This is a genomic window from Cognatishimia sp. WU-CL00825 (assembly GCF_040364665.1).
Lineage (GTDB): Bacteria > Pseudomonadota > Alphaproteobacteria > Rhodobacterales > Rhodobacteraceae > Cognatishimia.
Genome location: NZ_BAABWX010000005.1, coordinates 124,119 through 145,987 on the forward strand (window position 1 = coordinate 124,119; position 21,869 = coordinate 145,987).

Genomic DNA, 21,869 nt, shown 5'->3' on the forward strand with positions numbered 1-21,869 from the left:
GTGATTGAAAGGGGACACCCCCATGAAGTTGAATGCCGTAAGTCGAAGAGTCGCCCTAACCATCTTTACCCTCAGCAGCGCAGCGGCTGTTGGGTTTGTGATGCAATCTGGCACACCGATACAGGCCTCAGTGGCTGCTGGCCCAAAGGTCACAAAAATTGTCGATTCTGTTGAAGCTAGAGCAGCAAGTGCAGTTGGGCAGCTCGCCACGCCCTCTGACGCTGATATGCGCGCAGAAGCTGTGTTGCCAGCCTCGCCCATCGTATTGGCGGTTGCGCAAGACCTTCCAACCCTAGAGATGCCGACCGAGACCCCGTCGCCGCGGCTTGGATGCGCCACAGCACTGTCTTCAGAGATTGCAGCTGTAGCTATGGCCAATTTGACGGTGACAGCGCCGTGCCTTCCAGAGGCGCGCATTGTCATCAGCCATTCGGGGCTGCGTTTCACCGAAGTTTTGAACGCAGAAGGCACGCTGGAGATTTCAGTGCCTGTTCTGGCAGAAGCCGCTGAATTTTCGGTGACATTCCCGGACGGATCCAGCGAACAATCCACTCTCTCGGTGCCTTCACTGCGGTTTTATGATCGCGTGGCATTGCAGTGGACCGGTGAAAGCGGTCTGCAAATCCATGCCCGCGAATTTGGTGCCGATTATGGCGCGTCTGGTCATGTCTGGTTTAACAGTGAAAATGATTTGATGGACGTGATCAGCGGCAAACAAGGGTTTATGCTGCGACTTGGTGATGGGCGAAACGAAATATCTCAGATGGCAGAAATCTATACGTTCCCACGCGCCAATGCAACACGCAGTGGCGAGGTGATATTGTCCGTCGAAGCAGAGGTGAATGGCAGCAATTGTGGACGGTCTATTCGTGCCCAGTCTTTTCAGGTGATTGCGGCGCAACCTTCCGTCACCCGGTCGCTGGAAATGTCAATTCCAGAATGTTCTGCAACTGGTGACTTTCTGGTGTTGAAAAACCTGCTACAAGACCTGACAATCGCGCAGAAATAGACGCAGGTCAGGGCAACACAATGGTTCATTTTCGTGCGGTGGTTCTCGCCGCACTTTCCCTTTTGTTTGGCGGATTTTCTGTTTTAGCACAGGATGTTACGCTTACTTCGGCTGACGGTGCTGTCGAGATAAATGGCACTTTGATGGGGTTTGATGGCGAATTCTATCGGGTTCAAACCGTTTATGGTCAGTTGACCGTTGACGGCACGGGCGTGTCTTGTGACGGACCGGGCTGTCCAAATCTGACGGATTTCGTTGCCAATGTGGCTATATCCGGCGCGGCGGGGATGGCCGAAGTGCTGATGCCCGCCCTGATTGATGCCTTTGCGCTGCGCAATGGCTATGCGGTTTCGCGCAGAACGCTCGATAAAACTCATTTTGTCTATGCGCTGTCAGATCAGGTCACGCGCGCGCCAATAGCAGTGTTTAATTTTCGTGCGACGTCGACCAGCGAAGGTTTTGCGGACCTTTTGGCGGACGAAGCTGACATTGCAATGTCGTTGCGTGAAATCCGCGATTCCGAGATCAAACGCGCCTATGACGCCGGTTTGGGAAACATGCGCGAAAAAAACCGTAGTCGGGTTTTGGCTCTTAATGCCCTTGTGCCAATTGTGTCACATGACAACCCAATTGACCGTGTTTCACCGGCGCAATTGGCGCAGATATTCTCTGGCCAGATTGATAATTGGCAAGACTTGGGAGGGCCGGATGCGCCAATCGCGCTGCACGCGCCCGGCCAGGGGTCAGGTATGCTGCAATCGCTCGAAGATCGTTTGATGCGACCGGCTGCGCGCCAGTTCAGCCCTGATGTTGAATTCCATGCGCAAATGGAGGTTCTCGTGAACGCCGTGCAGCGCGACCCGTTTGCGATTGGTATTGCGACCTATGCCAGCGCGGGGGCCGCGACGCGCTTGCCGTTGTCGGGGGGCTGTGGGTTTTCGGTGCACGCGACGCGCCGTGGTATCAAAACCGAAGATTATCCGCTGACCGCCCCGATGTTTTTGTATTTGCCTGCGCGCCGCTTGCCCAAAGTCGCGCGAGATTTCCTGGCCTATACGCGCGGTCCTGCTGCGCAGATTGTGATTCGGCGTGCCGGGTTTGTGGATCAGGCGCCAGAGGAAGTTCCAGTTGCTTTACAGGGTGAAAGGTTTGTGAATGCCATTTCACAGGCTGGCTCTGAAGTTGCTTTGGCGGATCTGCAAACCATGGTTGCGCGGCTAAGCGGACTAAAACGCCTGTCCAAGACGTTTCGGTTTGAACCTGGAATGTCGACGCTGGACGCGCAGTCAAAATCCAATGCCACGCAACTTGCCCGTGCCATCGAACAAGGGATTTATGACGGTCGCGAGTTGGTTTTTGTGGGCTTTAGCGACGGCGAAGGGTCAGCGCAGGCGAATCGCAACATTGCAATACGGCGTGCCGAAGCTGTGAAAAAGGCCGTGTTGAATTCGGCAGAGGCGTTAAATGCTGACCGGTTGGATATTCAGGTCGAGGGTTTTGGAGAAGCGCTGCCCATGGCCTGCGATGAGAGCGCCTGGGGGCGTCAGGTGAACCGCCGGGTCGAGGTTTGGTTGCGTTGACCCTGCCTAGGCGAGCAGCCCTTTAGAACGAAAGCTAAGCGCTTGTGATTTGCCGATGACAAGATGGTCGTGCAGCGTGATCGATAACACGCCGCAGGCCCGCTGGATTTGGGCAGTCATGTCCAGGTCTGCCTGCGACGGCGTTGGGTCACCTGATGGATGATTGTGCACCAAGATTAAAGCACTTGCGTTTAATTCCAGGGCGCGCTTGACTACTTCTCTGGGATAAACAGGTACATGGTTCACGGTGCCTTGTGCCTGTTCTTCATCGGCAATAAGCGTGTTTTTAGTGTCTAAAAACAGCACTCTGAACTGTTCCGTCTCACGATGTGCCATTGCGGTCTGGCAATAGTCCAACAAGGTTTCCCAGGAACTTAGCACGGGTCGCTGCATGATTCTGGATCGTGCAAGGCGATGTGCTGCAGCTTCGACAATTTTGAGTTCGCAGATAACCGCGTCACCTACGCCTGCGACTTGGCTTAGCCGGGTTGTGGACGCCGACAGTGTGGCGTTGAAACTGCCAAAGGTCTTCATCAAGCGATGGGCAAGTGGTTTCACATCTTGGCGTGGAATGGCCCTGAACAGAACCAATTCCAAAAGCTCATAGTCAGGCATGGCATTGGCCCCACCTTGAACAAACCGTTCGCGCAATCGTTTGCGATGATCTTTGAGGTAAGAGGGGGTTTTTGTTTGCGGCCTTGGGCACGAATGCCCAGTAGTCTCGCCCTCAAATAGGGGAAGCGCCAGTTCGGAAAATGTATTTTCGTCCGCCATAGTTTTAGGCTGGGACCAAGGTGTAAGGAAATCGTTAACAAAAAAGGCGCACCCGATGGTGCGCCTTTGTCGCAAATTCTTGCGTTATTTTGCTTTCATAGAGTCCCAAAACCCTTTGACCGACTTAAAGAAGCTGCTGCTTTCAGGGCTATTTTCCTCTGAGAGTTTTTCAAACTCTTTCAGCAATTCTTTTTGCCGGCTGGTCAGATTCACAGGGGTTTCCACGGCCAATTCAATGAACATATCACCCTGTCCGCCACCGCGTAGTGCAGGCATGCCTTTAGAGCGCAGGCGCATTTGGCGACCAGATTGGCTGCCAGAAGGGATCTTAACGCGGCTGCGACCACCATCCAGCGTCGGCACCTCGATATCACCACCCAACGAGGCTGCGGTCATTGACACAGGCACGCGGCAGAACAGGTTAGTGCCCTCTCGCTCAAAGATGCTGTGTTTGGAGACTTCGATAAAGATATACAGATCGCCAGTTGGCCCGCCCCGTAAACCCGCCTCACCTTCGCCAGCCAGACGAATGCGCGTACCAGTTTCAACTCCCGCAGGGATGTTGACCGACAGGGAACGATCTTTTTCGGTTCGTCCAATGCCGCCACAGGTGCCGCAAGGGTTTTTGATGATCTGCCCTAGGCCAGAACAGGTTGGACAGGCGCGTTCGACCGTAAAGAAGCCTTGTTGCGCGCGTACTTTGCCCATGCCAGAGCAGGTTGGGCAGGTCGTGGGTTCGGCTCCGCCTTCGGCCCCAGATCCGTTACAGGAGCCGCAGGACACCGAAGTTGGCACCTGAATGGTCTTTTGCAAACCGGCATAAGCATCTTCTAAAGACACCCGCAGATTATAGCGCAAGTCAGAGCCGCGCGCTGCGCGTTGACGTCCACCGCCGCCACGCTGGCCGCCCATAAAGTCGCCAAAAAGGTCGTCAAACACGTCTGAAAACGCGCTCGCAAAGTCGCCCTGTCCGGGATGACCACCGCGTTGACCGCCCATGCCACCTTCGAACGCGGCATGACCATATTGATCGTAAGCGGCCTTTTTATTCTCGTCCTTTAAGACGTCATAAGCCGCGGCTGCTTCTTTGAATTTCGCTTCGGCGTCAGGATTATCTGCATTTCGGTCTGGATGAAATTCTTTGGCCTTCTTGCGATAGGCTTTTTTAATTTCGTCCGCAGAGGCACCTTTGCCCACACCCAGCACGTCATAAAAGTCGCTTTTTGCCATGGGTTACTCCTCTGAGCCGGAAAGATGAAGGGCCGGTCCGGCGAGCGGACCGGCCCCTATCGTCATCCGACCGCGCAATTAGCGCTTGTCGTTGTCCAGATCTTCAAAGTCAGCGTCGACGATATCGTCTTCGACTGGCCCACCTTCGTCAGCTGCTGCAGGCTCGTCGCCTGCTTCTTCTGCAGAGGCCTTATAGATCGCTTCACCCAGCTTCATTGCTGCTTCGGTGACGTTCTGTACGCCAGACTTAAGCTTGTCAGCTGTCGCCTTTTCGTCTTCCAGATCGTCTTTCAGCGCTGCGATTGCCAATTCGATGGCTTCCACAGTTGTTGGGTCAACCTTGTCAGAATGCTCTTCCACAGACTTTTCAGTCGAGTGGATCAGGCTTTCCGCTTGGTTGCGGGCTTCGACCAGTTCTTTGCGATCTTTATCCGCTTCAGCATTTGCTTCCGCGTCTTGAACCATCGCTTCGATGTCTTCGTCAGACAAACCGCCAGAGGCTTGGATTGTGATCGACTGCTCTTTGCCGGTGCCTTTGTCTTTGGCACCAACAGACACGATGCCGTTGGCATCGATGTCAAAGGTCACTTCGATCTGCGGCATGCCGCGTGGAGCCGGTGGGATTTCTTCGAGGTTGAATTGACCCAAGATTTTGTTGTCAGCAGCCATCTCACGCTCACCCTGGAACACGCGCAGTGTCACAGCGTTTTGGTTGTCTTCTGCTGTCGAGAAAGTCTGAGACTTTTTCGTTGGGATCGTTGTGTTGCGGTCGATCAAGCGTGTGAATACGCCGCCCAAAGTTTCGATACCCAAGGACAGTGGAGTCACGTCCAACAGAACAACGTCTTTGACGTCGCCTTGCAGAACACCGGCTTGAATAGCTGCGCCCATGGCCACAACTTCGTCTGGGTTCACACCCTTATGAGGCTCTTTGCCAAAGAACTTGGTCACTTCCGCGATGACTTTTGGCATACGTGTCATGCCGCCAACCAAAACGACTTCGTCGATGTCAGACGCAGACAAACCCGCATCTTTCAACGCCGCGGCGCAAGGTTTCATCGACGCTTTGATCAGGTCGTTGACCAGAGATTCCAACTTGGCACGTGTCAGTTTCATGACCATGTGCAACGGCGCGCCGTCTTTACCCATAGAGATAAACGGTTGGTTGATTTCTGTTTGTGACGCAGAAGACAGCTCGATCTTGGCTTTTTCGGCAGCTTCTTTCAGGCGCTGCAGGGCCATCTTGTCTTTTGACAGATCAACGCCGTGCTCTTTTTTGAACGTATCCGCAAGATAGTTCACAATGCGCATGTCAAAGTCTTCACCGCCAAGGAAGGTATCGCCGTTGGTGGATTTAACTTCGAACAGGCCGTCGTCGATTTCCAGGATAGTTACATCGAATGTACCGCCACCAAGGTCATAGACCGCGATGGTTTGGGTTTCTTCTTTGTCCAGGCCGTAAGCCAGCGCGGCGGCTGTTGGTTCGTTGATGATCCGCAGAACTTCCAGGCCAGCGATTTTACCGGCGTCTTTGGTCGCCTGACGCTGCGCATCGTTAAAGTACGCAGGCACGGTGATAACCGCCTGTGTCACTTCTTCGCCTAGGTAGGATTCGGCGGTTTCCTTCATTTTGCCCAATGTGAAAGCAGAGATTTGCGACGGGGAGTATTTCTCACCCTTAGCTTCAACCCATGCATCCCCATTGCCACCATTTACGATGGCGAATGGCACCATTTTCTTGTCTTTTTCGACAGCTGCATCATCAACCCGACGACCGATCAGGCGCTTGACGCCATATACGGTGTTTTCTGGGTTTGTGACGGCCTGGCGTTTTGCCGGCTGGCCTACTAGGCGCTCGTCGTCTGTGAATGCTACGATCGAAGGTGTTGTGCGTGCACCTTCTGCGTTTTCGATTACGCGTGCTTGAGAGCCATCCATGATGGCCACGCAAGAGTTTGTTGTACCGAGGTCGATACCAATGACTTTACCCATTTCTGATCCCTTCTAACTTAAGGCGATTATCCGAACGCGGACCCATATAGGCATCCGGCCCGATCCTGAATTGCAGCAACCCGCAGATTACTACGCTTCGCAGGGTATATAGGGAGGCGAAAAAGCTGCTGCAAGCATCAGTTTGATTTGGGTATGGCAAATTTTGCTCTATTTTTGTCTGTATGTGGCATGGAGGCCGAAATGAAGGCAATTAAACCGCTGATGATCAACGGATTTGAGATCCACAAAGGGTTTCTGAGTCGCGCAGACCAAGCCAAGGTGGTGCAAAGCTTGCGCCACGTTGTGTCACAGGCTCCGTTGGTATCGCCAGTAACGCCCAGCGGAAAGCCGATGACCGTGCGCCAGACTTCGGCTGGAAAGCTGGGCTGGGTCACAGATACATCTGGATACCGATATCAAGCCACCCATCCAAACGGTACGCCATGGCCCGCTGTGCCATCGCAGATCACCGCGATATGGCAAGAGGTGACCCAATGTATGCGTGCGCCAGATAGTTGTCTTGTCAATTTTTACACCGAGCATGCCAAAATGGGGCTGCACCAAGACAAGGACGAGGGCAATTTCGACTTTCCCGTGGTGTCCATTTCATTGGGGGATGACGCGCTGTTTCGCATGGGCCACGTAGAGCGTGGTGGCAAAACAGAATCGATTTGGCTCAGCTCTGGGGACGTTGTGGTGATGGGCGGCGCGGCGCGTCTCGCCTATCACGGCATCGACAAGTTGCGGTTTGGAAGCTCTGGGCTGCTGACGCAAGGAGGGCGGGTCAATGTGACGTTGCGGGTGGTTGATCAGGGGGCCAGCGAGCAGCAGCCCTCATAGCCGGCAGTGTGACCGTTGTTGTGAATGAACAAATGCAATTGCAGGGCATATTCGCGATCTGACATGCCGTCATTGCACATCTCATTGTTGATCACCGCCGAGAAACCCGCCGCTGTGTCGCCGGCTCCCAAGCCCATCGTGCCACCCAATCTGGCGTGGATGTCAGACGTCCAAGTGATGCCATATGGTCTGGCTGGGTCATGGAAATCCTCAAAGACAGCCTTTGTGGCGGTCTGGTTGATTGTTAGCGACCAAAAGGGTTCGGTCCCGCCACAGCGCAGGGGCGTTTGAAAGGCATGCCATTTAGCTTGCTTTGCCGCATGTAGATAGGTCAGCCGTACCCAGCCGCTGACCTCATTGCTGTTAACCAACCCCCATCGGCCGCTGGGGTCATGATCGACAAGTTCAATATCCGAGGCGTCTGGTGGCAACACTCCTAAGATCTCAGAGCTTGGGTCAGGGTCAATGCGAATATTTAAAACATCGTTGTTTGCCACATTGATCACATTTGCCAAAATCGGAAAGCTGTCGCGCTCGTAGGGGTTGGCAAACAGAAGTGTGGGCGACAAGCACAGGACGGCCAGAAAAGGCTTCACCGTTTTGAGGCCCAGCTAAGTGATGCCTGACGGCGCGTGTAAAATTCGCCCATCAAGCCCAACATCAACAGGACAAGCCCGACATAAAGCGGGTATTCCGCGCTGCTGTTGCGCGGTGCATAGTTGATAAAGGCATAGCCGCGTGCCTGATCGATGGTGTGAAACAGCGGGTTCCAGTCAAACATTGCCAACATAAAGCTGGGCAACGTATTGGCGACAAACATCTTGCCCGAGGCAATCATATTGACCCGCGCATAGATCGTATTGGCGATAGAAACAAAGGTTGGATACCAGGGTTTGATGGCCAAAAACACCAGCCCGACGCCTGCGCCTGTAAACCAAGCCAGCATTAACATTCCAAGCGCGCCAATTGGATCGTCGATCACAACCGGCTGCACGGCAACGTGATAGACAAACAGGATGCCAAGCAGGGACAGCATTTGGATATACAAGGTGCCCAACGCGGCTGCCATAATTGCAATGGCGGTATTCATTGGGGCGTGTTTCATCATGGGCGATGACGGCCCTTCGGCCCCCACAACCGCGCCCATGGTCTTGGTATGGGTCATGAACAAAAAGATGCCGGACATGATATACAGCAAAAAGTCGCCGCGAATGGCCGCGCCTTTTAGCCCAAGTATCGAGAACATCAAAAAGAAGGCCAAAACAAAAATGGCCGCCTGCATCATGTTTAAAAGAATCGACATAACGGCGTTGCCGTGGGTCTTTCGCACTTTGCGCACAATCGAATGATAGACCAATTCGGATATAGCAATTGCTGATTGAAGCGCCGTTTTGGGCCCAGTTTGTTGAAACATGACCGTTGCTGCCCTTTCTGCCACTGTTTGGTGCACGGAATTCTTGCCGTTCCGCGTCGCGCACAGCATAAGAGGACAAAGCTAAATTTTCAACAAATGCCTAGGCAGGAGTTTCCATTGGACTACGATACACTTATCCCTGTGATGCGCAGCCTTGCGATTGAAGCAGGCGCGAAAATCATGGAAATCTATAATTCCGACGATTTTGACGTGAAACTTAAATCAGATGACAGCCCGGTAACCGTTGCTGATGAAGCGGCAGATGCAATCATTTCTGCTGGTTTACGCGCCGCATTTCCCGGTGTGATGCTGGTCACCGAAGAGCAATCAGAAAGCCACAAAGCCAAGGGTGATACATTTTTGATTGTCGACCCGCTTGATGGCACTAAAGAGTTTATTCACCGTCGTGGCGATTTTACGGTCAACATTGCTTATGTTGAAAAAGGTGTGCCGCAACGCGGTGTTGTTTATGCGCCTGCCAAAGACCGGATGTTCTTTACATTGGCCAATGGCCAATCTGTCGAAGAAACCGGCGATTTTGCGGTAGATACTATTGGCGCGACCTCTGACATCAATGTGTCAGATGCCGATAATGCAGGCCTGATGATTGTTGCGTCCAAGTCGCATCGTGATCAGGCAACCGAAGATTACATCAACAAATACAACGTCAAAGACAGCAAAAGCGCGGGTTCGTCGCTAAAGTTCTGTTTGGTTGCAACCGGTGAGGCGGATATATATCCGCGCGTTGGTCGCACAATGGAATGGGACACAGCAGCAGGTCATGCGGTTTTGTTGGGAGCCGGTGGCGACGTGGTACGGTTTGATGACCACACACCGTTGACCTATGGCAAAGAGGATTTCGCGAACCCGTTCTTTATCGCTTACGCCCCAAGCGTCGAGCTGAAAAAAGCATAAGCGGAGTTTCTGAAAATTGTATAAAGCGGGCCATTAGGGCCTGCTTTTTTATTGGTTTACCAAGTTGGCGCTGTCTTGGTTTTCAAAGTTTGCTTCGACCCATTTGTGTATGACTTGCAGCGCCTGTTCCTCGTTGCGCAACTCAATAGCCTTGCGCAGTTCTTGCAAAATATTTGCAACTTCGATTTCCGACGGGTGAAATTCTTGCGCACGTAAAATTTTGGGGTGAGGCGTAGTCAGCATATCTTTGCCGATCAGCAGCTCTTCGTGCATTTTTTCACCAGGGCGCATGCCAATGAATTCAATTTCGATGTCGCCGTCTGGTGTTGCTTCGTCGCGTACTTTAAACCCTGCGCCTTCGATCATTTGCCGGGCCACATCATAGATCAGCACAGGTTTGCCCATGTCCAAAACAAAGACATCGCCACCACGCGAATAGGCACCGGCCAATAGTACCAACCGCACCGCTTCCGGTATCGTCATGAAATAGCGCGTGACATCAGAGTGGGTCACAGTCAAAGGACCGCCGCGGCGAATCTGTTTTTCAAACAGCGGGATGACCGAGCCAGAAGACCCGAGAACATTGCCAAATCGGACCATTGCAAACCGGGTTGTGGTGCTGCGCGTGGCAAGGTCTTGGATGACCATTTCTGCAAGCCGCTTTGAGGCCCCCATGAAAGATGTTGGGCGGACGGCTTTGTCAGAGGAAATCAGAATAAACCGTTCGACGCCAGCGACGCGTGCGGCCTCGGCAACGATCTTGGTCCCAAGCACATTGTTTTGCAGACCCTGAAGGCAGTTTTGCTCGACCAATGGCACGTGTTTATAGGCCGCAGCATGCAGCACCACATCGATATCATAGGTTTCCAGGGTTTCTTTCACTAATGGCACGTCGGTGACCGACCCTAGTATTGCGATCACAGGCACGCCGTTTGCCAAGTCTTCCAGTTCCGCTTGGATCTGATATAGCGCCAACTCGCTGTGATCGATCAGCACGAGGCAACTTGGCGGGCAGGTGAGGATTTGGCGGCACAGCTCAGAGCCAATCGACCCGCCTGCGCCCGTGACAAGGATACGTCGACCCTTATAGGCTTGGGCTTGCTGGGGCATGTCAGCTTCAAATTTGTCACGTCCAAGTAGCGAAGACAGTTTGACCGGGCGCAGGTCTGGCGCAATGTTTTTGCCTTTTACAACCATTTCAGCAAAGGAGGGCACAGCAAGTACTTCGCATTCCAGGTTTTTCAGCCTGCGACGTATCCGGTTGAGCTTGAATTGGGTTGCAGAAGGCATGGCAACCACCACACGATCGATCTTTTCACGGCGTACCAAAGTTTCAATGCTGTTGGGAGCATAAACACGAAGTCCGCTTATCGTGAGTTTGCGCAGGGCTGTATTGTCATCAATAAATGCAAATGCAATGAATTCATCATCGGTCATCAAAGCGGCTGCCAACTGTTGTCCAGTCTGGCCTGCGCCGTAGATCAATACCTTTTTACGTGTCCGAACAGAGCTGTACGCCTGCATCACCATTTCGCGCAGAACAATACGTGCGCCCACACAAAAAGCAAAAAATGTCAGCGCATAGACAACCAGTGTAGCGACGGGCAAATCGCGTGAAAACCCAGGAAGCATGTTGCAAATCAAACCACAGATGCCGACAACTGAAGCAACCGTGGCTGTTTCTGAAACACCTTGAAGTGCATAGGAATTCAATTTGACGCGGTGAAGGCCAAAAAACCTAATAATTGCTGCACCAAATGGCAGGATTAGCACAAGATAAACGCTGTTTTGCAGCAGAATTTGTGCAGAAAATGGCGGCGAAAGCGTCAACAACTGCGCGACCCAGAAGGCCAGAATCATCATTAATAGGTCGACAACAAACAGTAGCGCGCCCTTTTGAGAGCGGTTTAAAGTTGTGCACAGTCGGTAAATAAAATGATTACTTTCAGCGCCTTTGAGGATGGGAAGTGAATTTTTCATATGTAAATTTCGATGGTAAATTGAAGCCCGTTCGGCCAATGCAAGCTAGTATAATCACGCCTACAAAGCAACCAGTGCTAAACCTATGCGTGTGTCATTTCTATCTAAAATTTCATCTAATTGCTGAATAAACCGGCGAATGTCTGCCTGTAGTCAATGTTTTGGGCGCTTTGGTGCCGCACGCAAGCGTTTGTTCAAAGTTGCAAAAATTATATACAGATCTAGCATCACTGATTGATGTTGCCGATAAATCAAATCGATGTGGGCCTTGCGCGGAACGCAGCGGTTCAAATAGATCGCATCATTTTCGGCACCTGTTGAGCTGCCTTGCAGCAACCGTGTTTCTTCTTTGTTGTAAACAATTGTTGCTAACCCCGTCACTCCGGGGCGACATTTGAGGACTTCTTTGTACAGGTCAGGTCGCAATTCCACATAGCGACGCAGCGGCGGTCGTGGACCAACGTAAGTCATGTCCCCACGGAAAATGTTCCAAAGCTGGGGCAATTCATCAATGCGATATTTGCGGAGCTTTTGGCCCAACGGGGTGATGCGTGCCGCTTTGTGACCACCACTCGCGCCAGTATCAGATTGGTCAGCGGTCATGGTTCTGAATTTCCATAGGGCAAAACCTTGATCCGCAGTTTTCATCCGTTCTGAAACGTAAAAAATCGGCCTGCCCTGCAGGATCAAAACTGCGATGGCTGTAACGATCATCACCGGCAGCAAAAATGGCAACATCAGCAGCACAAGGGTCAGGTCGAAAATTCGTTTTGAAAGGGTCATGGATCTTCAAATTTGGCAATGGATCGAACTGCTATGCCACGTCAGCGCGCATGTCTCAATAGAGGCCGAGGGCGCTTGTCAGATTCCGCGTCAAAGCACCGTTGGCCAAAGCCGCGCTTACATGGCATGAAAGGTATGCTGCACCAAGGAGCTGTGTTCATGTCGCCGTCTTCATTGCTGACCGCTTATCGGATGCGCCTAAAGCGTCGTCGCCTTTTGTGGCGCTCGTTTCGGGCGCGTCGTCAGTTGCAGACGGTTTCGGACCGGACAGGAGTCGTCCAGGGCGACATGGTTCTGGCGGTTTGCGTATTGCGCAACGAGATTTCCCGTCTGCCATATTTTCTCGAACACTATCGGGCGCTGGGCGTGGGGCATTTTCTTTGTGTTGATAACAACAGCGATGATGGCACCACTGACTATCTTGCTGCGCAGGCAGATGTTTCACTTTGGTCGACTTCGGCGAGCTATCGCGCGGCCCGTTTTGGGCTTGATTGGCTTACCTATTTGCAGATGAAATATGCTGTGGGCCATTGGTGCCTGATGGCTGATGTAGACGAGCTTCTTGTCTACAAAGACTATGAGACGCGCGGACTTACAGAACTGACCGCTTGGCTAGACAAGCAAGGCATAGCTGCCTTTGGCGCGCTGATGCTTGATCTGTTTCCAAGGCAGTCCCTTAGTAAACAACCCTATGAACCGGGGCAAAACCCGATTGAAATTTTGAACTGGTTTGATCCAGGGCCCTATCGGGCAACGCGCCAAATGCCGCTGCAAAACTTGTGGGTTCAGGGGGGAACCCGTGAAAGGCTGTTTTTCCAAGATACGCCACAGCGATCACCCACATTGAACAAGCTGCCGTTGGTGAAGTGGCGGCGTGGCTATGCATATGTGAATTCCTGCCATTCTATGCTGCCACCGGTGATGAACCATTGCTATAATGGCCCAAGGGGGCAGCAGCCTTCAGGCGTATTGTTGCATACGAAATTTCTGCCGGAAATTGTTTCCAAATCAGAAACGGAAAAGCAACGAGCACAACACTTTCACACACCGAAAAACTTTGATGATTATTATGACCACCTCGTTGCTGATCCCGTTTTATGGCACGAAGGGGCCGTGCAATACCAAGGTCCAGCACAACTGGAAAAATTGGGTTTAATGCACGGCGGAGGTTGGTGACCTACACGCTGAAGTTGAAAGTCCGGCTAAAGTTTTAAGTAAAATTAAAGCGCAGCGTAACGCGATCTAAATTCATTGATTTCATGAAGAATTTTGTGACATATTGCCAAGAAACGAGCAAAACAAATGGGTCATCAGATCCGCAACATCGCAGCGCTTCGGCATCAACTTCGTGAGGAACAGTCGTGAGCCTTTTGGACTCATATCGGATGCGTCTGAGCCGCAAGCGTCGCATTGTTCGTTCGGTCCGCAAAGCAAGGCAGCTGCGGTGCAAGCAAGACAACACAGGACGCATTCAAAATGATGACGTCCTTTTGGTCTCGACCATTCGGAACGAAGCCATCCGCATGCCGTATTTCTTGCAGTATTACCGAGATATGGGCGTCAATCATTTCCTATTCGTGGACAATGACAGCACCGATGGCTTGATGGATCTTGTTGGCGATATGCCCGATGTATCAGTGTGGTTCACAAAAAGTAGCTATAAATCTGCGAATTATGGTGTGGACTGGATGAACTGGATCAAACGCAAATACGCGCATGGTCATTGGACTCTGGTGGTCGACCCGGATGAGTTTTTTGTTTACCCGTTTTGTGACAGCCGCCCCATTCGTGCATTGACCGATTGGCTGGATAATTCTTCGCTGCGCAGCTTTTCAGCCATGTTGCTGGATATGTATCCCAAAGGCAGGCTTGATGAATTCCCCTATGCCCCCGGGCAGAACCCGATGGAAATCGCGGCTTGGTTTGATGCCGGCAACTACACTATCTCTAAGAACCCGCAGTATGGAAACCTTTGGATCCAAGGGGGACCAAGGGCGCGTGCGTTCTTTGCAGACGCACCCAAAAAAGCACCGGCTTTGAATAAAATCCCGCTCGTGAAATGGGATCGCGACTATACCTATGTCAGCTCGACCCATAATTTGCTGCCGCGTGGTTTGAACCTGACATACGAAAAATGGGGGGGCGAAAAGGCCAGCGGCATTCTTTTGCACGCCAAGTTTCTGGATACTTTTGCCGCAAAAGCCGCAGAAGAGCTTTCGCGCAAACAGCATTATGCAAACAGTGTTGAATATACGACCTATGCAGCTCAGCTAAAAGACAACCCAGACCTTTGGTGCAAATGGTCGGAAAAATATATCAACTGGCGCCAGTTAGAGATTTTGGGCCTGATGTCCAAAGGAAACTGGGCATGACATTAGGCGTTCTCATGTTGGTGCACACGGATCTGCAACGGGCAGAGCAGGTGGCGCGCCATTGGATTGCCGCAGGTTGCCCAGTTGTGATCCATGTGGACGCGGCGGTTGATCGTCAGACGTTCAAAGCATTCAAAGCCAACCTGAGCGACGCGACATTGGTCCGGTTTTGCAAACGTCACAAGTGTGAGTGGGGTATGTGGGGCTTGGTGGCAGCGTCGCAGTCGGCTGCAGAGCTGATGCTGGCGTCGTTTGAACAGGTGCGGCACGTGTTTCTGGCCTCTGGTTCTTGTTTGCCTCTGCGGCCCGTTTCAGAACTGACCTCATATCTTGATGCAAGGCCCAGAACGGATTTCATCGAGTCGGCCACCACCGCTGATGTGCCCTGGACTGTCGGTGGGCTGGAAGCAGAACGGTTTACACTGCGATTTCCATTCTCTTGGAAAAAGCACCGCTATATCTTTGATAAATATGTTAATTTGCAACGACGTCTAGGGTTCAAACGCAGCGTACCCAAGGGATTGGTGCCGCATATGGGGTCGCAATGGTGGTGTTTGACGCGGCAAACCTTGTCGGCCATTCTGCAAGATCCAGACCGTTCAACCTATGATAAATACTTTAGAAAAGTATGGATCCCAGACGAAAGCTATTTTCAGTCTTTGGCGCGGCTATATTCGACCAGTATCGAAAGCCGCTCGCTGACGCTGTCGAAATTTGATCATCAGGGCAAGCCACATATTTTCTATGATGATCACCTGCAATTGTTACGGCGGTCTGATTGCTTTGTGGCACGCAAAATCTGGCCACGTGCGGATCGGCTGTATCAGGCCTTTTTAGATCAGGCACAGCGCGAACCGCGTCATGCAGAGCCCAATCCAGCCAAAATTGACCGAATTTTTGCAAAAGCTGTCGAGCGGCGCACAATTGGTCGGGCGGGGCTGTATATGCAATCGCGCTTTTTGGACCAATATTGGGAGAACGGCGTGTCGGCTGCCCCCTATTCGGTATTCCAGGGGTTTGCAGAATTATTTGAGGACTTTGACACCTGGCTGACCGCGGCATCAGGCTGTCAGGTGCATGGGCATCTATTTGCACCAGAGCGGGCCGAGTTTGCAGGTGGGCAAAAAATTATCAACGGCGCTTTGTCAGACAGCGCAAAATTACGCGATCATAACCCGCAAGGTTTTTTGACAAATTTGATCTGGAACACGCGCGGGGGACGCCAGTGCTTTCAGTACGGTCCAAGTGATTTGCAGGCCAACAATTGGTTTTTTGCCAAAGACCCGAATGCGCAGATTTCTATCATTTCGGGTGCCTGGGCGATCCCGTTGTTTAAATCCAATCGAAATTTTGCAGAGATCCGCAAGCAAGCGGCGAAACTGCAAAAGATAGAGACTGACTTTTTGGATGTAATGCGCTCGCCTTGGGCCAAGGCCCGTGTTCGTATTTGGACGATGGCCGAATTCATCGAGGCCCCTATGGAGCCTTTGCAAACCGTGATTGATGAAATTGGCAAGCAAACACCGCGCCGCTTGTCCGAGGCCCCGCGCATGACGGATTTGACAGGTTTTGGTCAATTTCTACAAAATCTCAAGAACCAGGGCATGCACCCGTATCTTATGGGGGATTTTTCGGTATCGTCTGGTGAAACAAGCGACGGTAAGCCGCCGCGCAAACCCTATTTGGTACAGTGAACTGAATGTCTGACACTTTTGACTATTTTGTTGTTTTCGCCGAAATGCGCACCGGTTCCAATTTTCTGGAGGCCAACATCAATGCGATCGATGGGTTGGCCTGCCATGGCGAGGCGTTTAACCCGCATTTCATCGGATACCCCAACCACACGACAATATTGGATGTGGACTTGGCTGAGCGCGAAGATGATCCGCAGGCTTTGGTTGATGCCATCAAGGCAGATTCGACCGCTTTGGGAGGCTTTCGGTTTTTTCATGACCACGACCCGCGTATCTTGGAAAGCTGTTTAAACGATCCTCGCTGCGGAAAGATCATCCTGACACGCAACCCAATGGACAGCTATGTCAGTTGGAAAATCGCTCAGGCGACAGGACAATGGAAATTGACCGACGTGCGCAAACGTAAAGACAGCCAGGTGGTATTTGACGCCGAAGAATTCACGGTTCATGTCGCCAAGCTGCAGGCTTTTCAGGTATTCTTGCTGAACACATTGCAGAAATCGGGGCAAACCGCGTTTTATGTCGCCTACGAAGACCTGCAGGACGTCGATGTGATGAATGGCTTGGCAAAATATCTTGGGGTTTCTGGGCGTATTGACGCGCTGGACAGCAAGCTAAAACGGCAAAACCCAAGCCATATCTCTGATAAAGTCGCCAATTTTGAAGCCATTCCGGCCGCTATTTCGGATCTTGATCAGTTTAATCTGTCGCGGACGCCAAATTTTGAACCGCGACGGGGCGCGGCGGTGCCTACTTATGTGGCGGCACCTGATACCGGTTTGATGTTCTTGCCGATAGCGGGTGGGCCGGATCAAGAAATAATATCCTGGCTGGCAAATTTGGATGGCAAAGATCCCGCGGATTTGGTGACAAAGATGAACCAGAAACAACTGCGGCAATGGAAACGTGGGCATCAACCACATCGCGCCTTTTGCGTTTTGCGTCACCCGGTTGTTCGAGCTCATCACACGTTCTGTACCAAGATCCTCTCGACCGACGCTGGCAGCTATAAAAAGATCCGTCGTACGCTGCGCAATCGTTATGGATTACCAATACCAGACACCCTGCCCGATGTGCTGTATGACGCCAACGCGCACCGCATGGCTTTTGCTGAATATCTGAAGTTTGTACGGGCCAATTTGGTTGGACAAACCGCGATTCGCCAAGACGCTTTTTGGGCTTCGCAGGCTAGCATTGTGACCGGGTTCTCTGGATTTGCCCTACCCGATGTCATTTTGCGCGAAGACGAAGCTGAGCAGGGGCTGAAAAATCTGGCCAATCAGGTGGGGCGCGAGGAGGTGCCGGAATTGACGAAAGGTCTCGACAGCGCTCCGTTTTCGTTAGACGAAATCTATGATGACGCCATCGAAGCGCTGACCCGTGAGGCCTATCAGCGGGACTATGTCACATTTGGTTTTGAAAATTGGCGCTGATGTTACGGGACTAGGCCGCTTGAACTGAATCAGCTTCTGTCAAAATTGCATAGAGTGTCGAGGCTTCTGGATTGGCCCGAAGCTTGGTGCAAATGCTTTGCTCGCGCAGGGTACGCGAAACATGCGCCAAGGCTTTCAGGTGCTCAACGCCCGCATCATGCGGGGCAAACAATGCAAAAGCCAAGTCAACAGGCTGCCGATCTACAGAGTTGAAATCCAAAGGTTTTTCCAAAAGGATAAAAGCACCGGATACCCCTTGCAGACCCGGAAGTCGGGCGTGGGGCAAAGCCAATCCCTTGCCAACACCTGTTGGGCCTAGGCCTTCACGTTCTTGCAGAGCCTCCACAACACGCGAACTGTCCAGCCCATAGGCTGTCGCAGCAAGATCACCAAAATCTTGCAGCAAACGCTTTTTGCTGGAGGCAGCCGAAATCACTTTGACTGCCTCTGGGCTTAGGATCGTTGAAAGGTCCATTGTGCCTGTGTCCTTGGACAGGGCTTTCGCCCTATTCCCGTTATTGCGGGTCAATCCAGCCTATGTTGCCGTCTTCGCGGCGATAGACAACATTTAGCCCGTCTTTTCCCTCATTGCGGAACACCAAGACCGGTGCTTCCGCTAGCTCCATCTGCATAACAGCCTCGCCAACTGACAAAGCCGGGATCTGTGTCTGCATTTCCGCCACAATAATGGGCTGCAGAGTTTCCGGTTCTGACTCGCTAGCTGCGCTTTCAGTGGCGAGGATATAAGATGCCGCACCTGAAAGTTCAACCGGTTCTGCCCGGTCTTTATGATGGTCTTTTAGGCGGCGTTTGTAGCGGCGCAGCTGCTTTTCCATTTTGTCGCTGCAATTTTCAAAAGCGGCATAAATTTCTGTTGCACGGCCTTTGGCCTGTGCGGTCAACCCAGTGGAAAGGTGGACTGTTGTTTCACAAACGTATTCATGAGCGCTTTTGGAAAAGACGACTCCGGCGTCAGTTGGCCTTTCGGCATATTTGCCCACAACGCCGTTCAATTCGTCCTGAACGTGCTTTTGCAGGGATTCGCCAATGTCGATTTGTTTTCCGGTAATTTGGTAGCGCATCCTGTCTCCTTTAGTTGGAACATAGCTGATCACACCTAATAAACGCCTAGGCGCTTAGGTTTTTTAGATCAGAATGTAGGTATTAGACGTATGTTCCGGTTTGCAGGTACTGGCCCCTTCAACAAGAGGCGACATGTTTAGCAAAGCGAAGGTCACATGCGTCATGCCACTATTGGGGCAGGCCAAGCAAAGATTGTCAATGATCTGAGACAAACTTAAGCCAAAAACGGCTGATTCAGGTTTTTGGCTTATGAAATGCGGAAACTGTCGCCAAGATAGACGCGGCGCACATTTTCGTTTTCGACGACCTCGTCGGGGCTGCCTGACATGAGAACTTTACCATCGTGTAAAATATAGGCTCGATCCACAATTTCGAGTGTCTCGCGCACATTGTGATCGGTGATAAGAACGCCGATGCCACGTTTTTTGAGGTCTGAAACCAAATGACGAATGTCGCCGACCGAGATCGGATCAACCCCGGCAAAGGGTTCGTCCAACAGCAAGTATTTTGGATCAGCGGCTAGGCAGCGGGCGATCTCGACGCGTCGTCGTTCGCCACCAGAAAGCGCCAGGGCTGGCGCGCGCCGCAGGTGCTCGATTGAAAACTCAGACAACAGTTCTTCCAGCCGCTCGCGGCGTTTGTGCCGGTCTTTTTGCGCAATATCCAAAATCGCCATGATGTTGTCTTCGACATTCAGACCACGGAAAATGGACATTTCCTGTGGCAAATAGCCAATGCCCAATTTGGCGCGCCGATACATCGGCATAGTGGTCACATCAACGCCATCGATCAAAACGCGGCCACCTTCGGGGACGACTAAACCGGCGATCGAGTAAAACGATGTGGTTTTGCCACTGCCATTTGGCCCCAGTAAGGCGACCACTTCACCGCGCTTCAACTCGAGCCCGACATCGCGGATGACCACGCGTTTGCGATAGCTTTTGCGAAGTTTTTCAACGCGCAACCCCGAAGAACCCTCGGTGACCTCAAATTTTGGCTGGGTCATCAGTTCGCCTTTGGCCTTAAAACGGTTTTTACACGGCCGTGTAATTCTGCCGTTGAATTGTTTAAATTCACAGTCATGCGTTCAGAGGTGATGGAATTGATGCCCTGCACCAGTTGCACGCTGCCTGACATGTGGATCAAGCCGCTGTCGACGTCATATTCTGCGTCATCTGCTTTGGCGGTATCTTTGCCGCTGACAATAAACACCCCGCCAGAGCCGACAAGCCGTGCGATGCCATCTGCATTTGCGGTATAAAACACATTTACCAATGGCGCTTGCATACGCATTTCGCCTTGGATGATTTCCACATTGCCCTGAAAGGCGGCGCTGCCGGTTTCCTGATCAACGGACAAGCTGTCAGCCGAGACCTCGACAGGTGCGTTGGGGTCCTGAGTTGAAATGCCAAAGTCGACTTTGAATTCCTGCGCTGACGAGCTGGCTGGAAGCGTCATTAACACTGCAAAACAAATCGTTTTTAACCCAAACAAAGCAGACCTCGTGTATTTACTGTGGCGTGTATAGCAGGTTCACGCCATTAGTGAAAAGGAAACGCGTGCGGGCCCCATCGTCAGACTGTGACATTTGCATCGCTCCGGCACGAAACTGTCCCGCTGGGCCGGATCCTGCGATTTCGTGGGTGGCGCTGGCAGTGCCTGTGTCCATATCCACCAGCAACTCTTGAGTGGTGATTGTATAGCCCGTTGTCGACTCGATCATCACATGCCCTTTCAGGGTTGCCCCCAAAGTCAGGCTGTTGATGGTTGCCGCATCCGAGGCAAATGCCACCGTTGATCCATCTGTGAAATCCAGTTGCGCAGATATGTCTGAGGCATGGGTGACCCGCGGGTTGTCTAGATCGGGTTTGGCCGATTCTGCGGTGACAGAAATTGAATCGCCGGCCAAGGTTTGGCCCGCAAAAAACGGCGCGCTAATACGTTGATCGCGCGCACGTTCTTCAAGCTCGCTTTTGGCAAAGGGTATTGAACTGGTTGGCGCAACTGATCGTGCAAACAGGAACATCGTGGACAACAGCATAAGTGCAATCAGTGGCAACAGTACTTTGAGCCAGGCAATCACTGTTGAATATGTCAGTCCACGTCGTGCCATTGTATCAATGCGCAAAGATGTCGGTTTCGGGCCAGCCAGCTAGGTCTAGTTTTGCCCGGGTCGGAAGAAAGTCAAAGCAGGCCTGGGCCAATTCTGAGCGCCCTTCACGCGCAAGCCGCTGATTCAGCTTTTCGCGCAGCTCGTGCAGGTACAAAACATCGCTTGCAGCATAAGACAGTTGCGCATCGCTTAGGGTTTCAGTGCCCCAATCGCTCATTTGTTGTTGCTTGGAAATATCGATGTTCAATAGTTCTTGCAGCAGGTTCTTAAGCCCGTGCCGGTCCGTATAAGTGCGGATCAGTTTGGAGGCAATTTTTGTGCAATAGACTGGGGCAGTTAGGGCCCCAAAAGCATTGTACATTGCGGCGATGTCAAACCGTCCAAAGTGAAACAATTTCAACACCTTGGGATCTTCAAGCATTTTGCAGAGGTTGGGGGCTTCGGTTTGGCCTTTTTCTATTTGAACCAAATAGGCTTCGCCGTCTCCGCTGGACAGTTGCACCACGCACAGGCGGTCGCGGTGCGGGTTCAGGCCCATGGTTTCACAATCGATCGCAACGATTGGTCCCAGGTTAAGCCCGTCGGGCAGGTCGCCCTTAAAAAGATGGTTTGCCATGTTTGCCTCAATGTTCGGATACCCTCCGATCTACGGCTTCA

The 21,869-nt window shown here is 52.1% G+C and carries 22 protein-coding genes; 9 read left to right on the plus strand and 13 right to left on the minus strand.

Annotated elements, in window-relative coordinates; translation table 11 throughout:
• Positions 1-22: 22 nt before the first annotated feature.
• Together ABXG94_RS15265 and ABXG94_RS15270 are read left to right on the plus strand one after the other, a co-directional pair.
• The gene (locus tag ABXG94_RS15265) at positions 23-1,009 is read left to right on the plus strand and encodes a translocase (RefSeq protein WP_353535645.1); all 987 of its coding nucleotides are present in this window, start codon (positions 23-25) and stop codon (positions 1,007-1,009) included.
• A 20-nt stretch (positions 1,010-1,029) separates the two neighbouring features.
• Positions 1,030-2,589, plus strand: coding sequence for a phosphate ABC transporter substrate-binding/OmpA family protein (locus tag ABXG94_RS15270; protein WP_353535646.1), 1,560 nt, complete (start codon positions 1,030-1,032; stop codon positions 2,587-2,589).
• A 6-nt stretch (positions 2,590-2,595) separates the two neighbouring features.
• Here the strand turns inward: ABXG94_RS15270 and radC are convergent, their stop codons facing one another.
• The 3 genes from radC to dnaK form a co-directional block, all read right to left on the minus strand.
• A complete protein-coding gene (gene radC, locus ABXG94_RS15275; protein ID WP_353535648.1) occupies positions 2,596-3,363 on the minus strand; it encodes a RadC family protein in 768 nt (255 codons plus the stop codon).
• A gap of 84 nt (positions 3,364-3,447) precedes the next feature.
• On the minus strand, positions 3,448-4,593 hold the full coding sequence (gene dnaJ, locus ABXG94_RS15280) for a molecular chaperone DnaJ (RefSeq protein ID WP_353535650.1): 1,146 nt from the start codon (positions 4,591-4,593) through the stop codon (positions 3,448-3,450).
• Between the two features lie 78 nt (positions 4,594-4,671).
• Positions 4,672-6,585, minus strand: a complete 1,914-nt coding sequence (gene dnaK, locus ABXG94_RS15285; protein WP_353535652.1) for a molecular chaperone DnaK — start codon at positions 6,583-6,585, stop codon at positions 4,672-4,674.
• 201 nt (positions 6,586-6,786) lie between these two features.
• Here dnaK and ABXG94_RS15290 point away from each other — a divergent pair, with 201 nt between their 5' ends.
• Positions 6,787-7,425, plus strand: a complete 639-nt coding sequence (locus tag ABXG94_RS15290) for an alpha-ketoglutarate-dependent dioxygenase AlkB family protein (RefSeq protein WP_353535653.1) — start codon at positions 6,787-6,789, stop codon at positions 7,423-7,425.
• Here the strand turns inward: ABXG94_RS15290 and ABXG94_RS15295 are convergent.
• Both ABXG94_RS15295 and ABXG94_RS15300 read right to left on the minus strand, forming a co-directional pair.
• Entirely contained in the window at positions 7,395-7,994 is a 600-nt protein-coding gene (locus ABXG94_RS15295; RefSeq protein WP_353535655.1) for an SH3 domain-containing protein, read from the minus strand. The genes ABXG94_RS15290 and ABXG94_RS15295 overlap by 31 nt on opposite strands.
• Before the next feature lie 23 nt (positions 7,995-8,017).
• Positions 8,018-8,839 carry an ABC transporter permease gene (locus ABXG94_RS15300; protein WP_353535657.1) on the minus strand — a complete coding sequence of 274 codons (822 nt, stop codon included), beginning with the start codon at positions 8,837-8,839 and terminating at the stop codon, positions 8,018-8,020.
• A 96-nt stretch (positions 8,840-8,935) separates the two neighbouring features.
• On the opposite strand from ABXG94_RS15300, the gene cysQ reads away from it, so the two are divergent.
• Positions 8,936-9,754, plus strand: coding sequence for a 3'(2'),5'-bisphosphate nucleotidase CysQ (gene cysQ, locus ABXG94_RS15305; protein ID WP_502901721.1), 819 nt, complete (start codon positions 8,936-8,938; stop codon positions 9,752-9,754).
• A 48-nt stretch (positions 9,755-9,802) separates the two neighbouring features.
• Here the strand turns inward: cysQ and ABXG94_RS15310 are convergent, their stop codons facing one another.
• Complete coding sequence (locus ABXG94_RS15310; RefSeq protein WP_353535660.1) at positions 9,803-11,617, minus strand: polysaccharide biosynthesis protein; 1,815 nt, start codon at positions 11,615-11,617, stop codon at positions 9,803-9,805.
• A gap of 270 nt (positions 11,618-11,887) precedes the next feature.
• Entirely contained in the window at positions 11,888-12,517 is a 630-nt protein-coding gene (locus ABXG94_RS15315) for a sugar transferase (RefSeq protein ID WP_353535661.1), read from the minus strand.
• On the opposite strand from ABXG94_RS15315, the gene ABXG94_RS15320 reads away from it, so the two are divergent.
• The 5 genes from ABXG94_RS15320 to ABXG94_RS15340 all read left to right on the plus strand — a co-directional run bounded on the left by ABXG94_RS15320 (position 12,516) and on the right by ABXG94_RS15340 (position 18,016).
• A complete protein-coding gene (locus tag ABXG94_RS15320; RefSeq protein ID WP_353535662.1) occupies positions 12,516-12,647 on the plus strand; it encodes a hypothetical protein in 132 nt (43 codons plus the stop codon). The genes ABXG94_RS15315 and ABXG94_RS15320 overlap by 2 nt on opposite strands.
• Before the next feature lie 29 nt (positions 12,648-12,676).
• Positions 12,677-13,693: a glycosyltransferase family 2 protein gene (locus tag ABXG94_RS15325; RefSeq protein ID WP_353535664.1), complete on the plus strand. Its 1,017-nt coding sequence runs from the start codon at positions 12,677-12,679 to the stop codon at positions 13,691-13,693.
• 209 nt (positions 13,694-13,902) lie between these two features.
• Entirely contained in the window at positions 13,903-14,889 is a 987-nt protein-coding gene (locus tag ABXG94_RS15330; protein ID WP_353535764.1) for a glycosyltransferase family 2 protein, read from the plus strand.
• Positions 14,886-16,583, plus strand: a complete 1,698-nt coding sequence (locus tag ABXG94_RS15335; protein WP_353535665.1) for a DUF5927 domain-containing protein — start codon at positions 14,886-14,888, stop codon at positions 16,581-16,583. Before ABXG94_RS15330 ends, ABXG94_RS15335 begins: the two co-directional genes overlap by 4 nt.
• A 5-nt stretch (positions 16,584-16,588) precedes the next feature.
• On the plus strand, positions 16,589-18,016 hold the full coding sequence (locus tag ABXG94_RS15340; RefSeq protein ID WP_353535667.1) for a nodulation protein NodH: 1,428 nt from the start codon (positions 16,589-16,591) through the stop codon (positions 18,014-18,016).
• 10 nt (positions 18,017-18,026) lie between these two features.
• Here ABXG94_RS15340 and ABXG94_RS15345 read toward each other — a convergent pair whose 3' ends face one another.
• From ABXG94_RS15345 to ABXG94_RS15370, 6 genes are all read right to left on the minus strand, one after another.
• A complete protein-coding gene (locus tag ABXG94_RS15345; protein ID WP_353535669.1) occupies positions 18,027-18,491 on the minus strand; it encodes a PTS sugar transporter subunit IIA in 465 nt (154 codons plus the stop codon).
• Positions 18,492-18,531: 40 nt separating this feature from the next.
• Positions 18,532-19,098 (minus strand): ribosome hibernation-promoting factor, HPF/YfiA family, encoded by a 567-nt coding sequence (gene hpf, locus ABXG94_RS15350; RefSeq protein WP_353535671.1) that lies wholly within the window; start codon positions 19,096-19,098, stop codon positions 18,532-18,534.
• Positions 19,099-19,346: 248 nt separating this feature from the next.
• Positions 19,347-20,105, minus strand: a complete 759-nt coding sequence (gene lptB, locus ABXG94_RS15355) for an LPS export ABC transporter ATP-binding protein (RefSeq protein ID WP_353535673.1) — start codon at positions 20,103-20,105, stop codon at positions 19,347-19,349.
• Positions 20,105-20,557, minus strand: coding sequence for an LptA/OstA family protein (locus tag ABXG94_RS15360; RefSeq protein ID WP_353535675.1), 453 nt, complete (start codon positions 20,555-20,557; stop codon positions 20,105-20,107). Before ABXG94_RS15360 ends, lptB begins: the two co-directional genes overlap by 1 nt.
• Positions 20,558-20,609: 52 nt before the next feature.
• On the minus strand, positions 20,610-21,212 hold the full coding sequence (lptC, locus tag ABXG94_RS15365) for an LPS export ABC transporter periplasmic protein LptC (RefSeq protein ID WP_353535676.1): 603 nt from the start codon (positions 21,210-21,212) through the stop codon (positions 20,610-20,612).
• Between the two features lie 4 nt (positions 21,213-21,216).
• Positions 21,217-21,828 carry a ribonuclease D gene (locus ABXG94_RS15370; RefSeq protein WP_353535678.1) on the minus strand — a complete coding sequence of 204 codons (612 nt, stop codon included), beginning with the start codon at positions 21,826-21,828 and terminating at the stop codon, positions 21,217-21,219.
• Between the last annotated feature and the right edge of the window lie 41 nt (positions 21,829-21,869).

Bases quoted from the DNA above. Each gene is read 5' to 3' on its own strand.
- ABXG94_RS15265 (WP_353535645.1), top strand. From the start codon at position 23: ATGAAGTTGAATGCCGTAAGTCGAAGAGTCGCCCTAACCATCTTTACC.
- ABXG94_RS15270 (WP_353535646.1), top strand. From the start codon at position 1,030: ATGGTTCATTTTCGTGCGGTGGTTCTCGCCGCACTTTCCCTTTTGTTT.
- radC (WP_353535648.1), bottom strand. From the start codon at position 3,363: ATGGCGGACGAAAATACATTTTCCGAACTGGCGCTTCCCCTATTTGAG.
- dnaJ (WP_353535650.1), bottom strand. From the start codon at position 4,593: ATGGCAAAAAGCGACTTTTATGACGTGCTGGGTGTGGGCAAAGGTGCC.
- dnaK (WP_353535652.1), bottom strand. From the start codon at position 6,585: ATGGGTAAAGTCATTGGTATCGACCTCGGTACAACAAACTCTTGCGTG.
- ABXG94_RS15290 (WP_353535653.1), top strand. From the start codon at position 6,787: ATGAAGGCAATTAAACCGCTGATGATCAACGGATTTGAGATCCACAAA.
- ABXG94_RS15300 (WP_353535657.1), bottom strand. From the start codon at position 8,839: ATGTTTCAACAAACTGGGCCCAAAACGGCGCTTCAATCAGCAATTGCT.
- cysQ (WP_502901721.1), top strand. From the start codon at position 8,936: ATGCCTAGGCAGGAGTTTCCATTGGACTACGATACACTTATCCCTGTG.
- ABXG94_RS15310 (WP_353535660.1), bottom strand. From the start codon at position 11,617: ATGATGATTCTGGCCTTCTGGGTCGCGCAGTTGTTGACGCTTTCGCCG.
- ABXG94_RS15320 (WP_353535662.1), top strand. From the start codon at position 12,516: ATGGATCTTCAAATTTGGCAATGGATCGAACTGCTATGCCACGTCAGC.
- ABXG94_RS15315 (WP_353535661.1), bottom strand. From the start codon at position 12,517: ATGACCCTTTCAAAACGAATTTTCGACCTGACCCTTGTGCTGCTGATG.
- ABXG94_RS15325 (WP_353535664.1), top strand. From the start codon at position 12,677: ATGTCGCCGTCTTCATTGCTGACCGCTTATCGGATGCGCCTAAAGCGT.
- ABXG94_RS15330 (WP_353535764.1), top strand. From the start codon at position 13,903: ATGCGTCTGAGCCGCAAGCGTCGCATTGTTCGTTCGGTCCGCAAAGCA.
- ABXG94_RS15335 (WP_353535665.1), top strand. From the start codon at position 14,886: ATGACATTAGGCGTTCTCATGTTGGTGCACACGGATCTGCAACGGGCA.
- ABXG94_RS15340 (WP_353535667.1), top strand. From the start codon at position 16,589: ATGTCTGACACTTTTGACTATTTTGTTGTTTTCGCCGAAATGCGCACC.
- ABXG94_RS15345 (WP_353535669.1), bottom strand. From the start codon at position 18,491: ATGGACCTTTCAACGATCCTAAGCCCAGAGGCAGTCAAAGTGATTTCG.
- hpf (WP_353535671.1), bottom strand. From the start codon at position 19,098: ATGCGCTACCAAATTACCGGAAAACAAATCGACATTGGCGAATCCCTG.
- lptB (WP_353535673.1), bottom strand. From the start codon at position 20,105: ATGACCCAGCCAAAATTTGAGGTCACCGAGGGTTCTTCGGGGTTGCGC.
- ABXG94_RS15360 (WP_353535675.1), bottom strand. From the start codon at position 20,557: ATGACGCTTCCAGCCAGCTCGTCAGCGCAGGAATTCAAAGTCGACTTT.
- lptC (WP_353535676.1), bottom strand. From the start codon at position 21,212: ATGGCACGACGTGGACTGACATATTCAACAGTGATTGCCTGGCTCAAA.
- ABXG94_RS15370 (WP_353535678.1), bottom strand. From the start codon at position 21,828: ATGGCAAACCATCTTTTTAAGGGCGACCTGCCCGACGGGCTTAACCTG.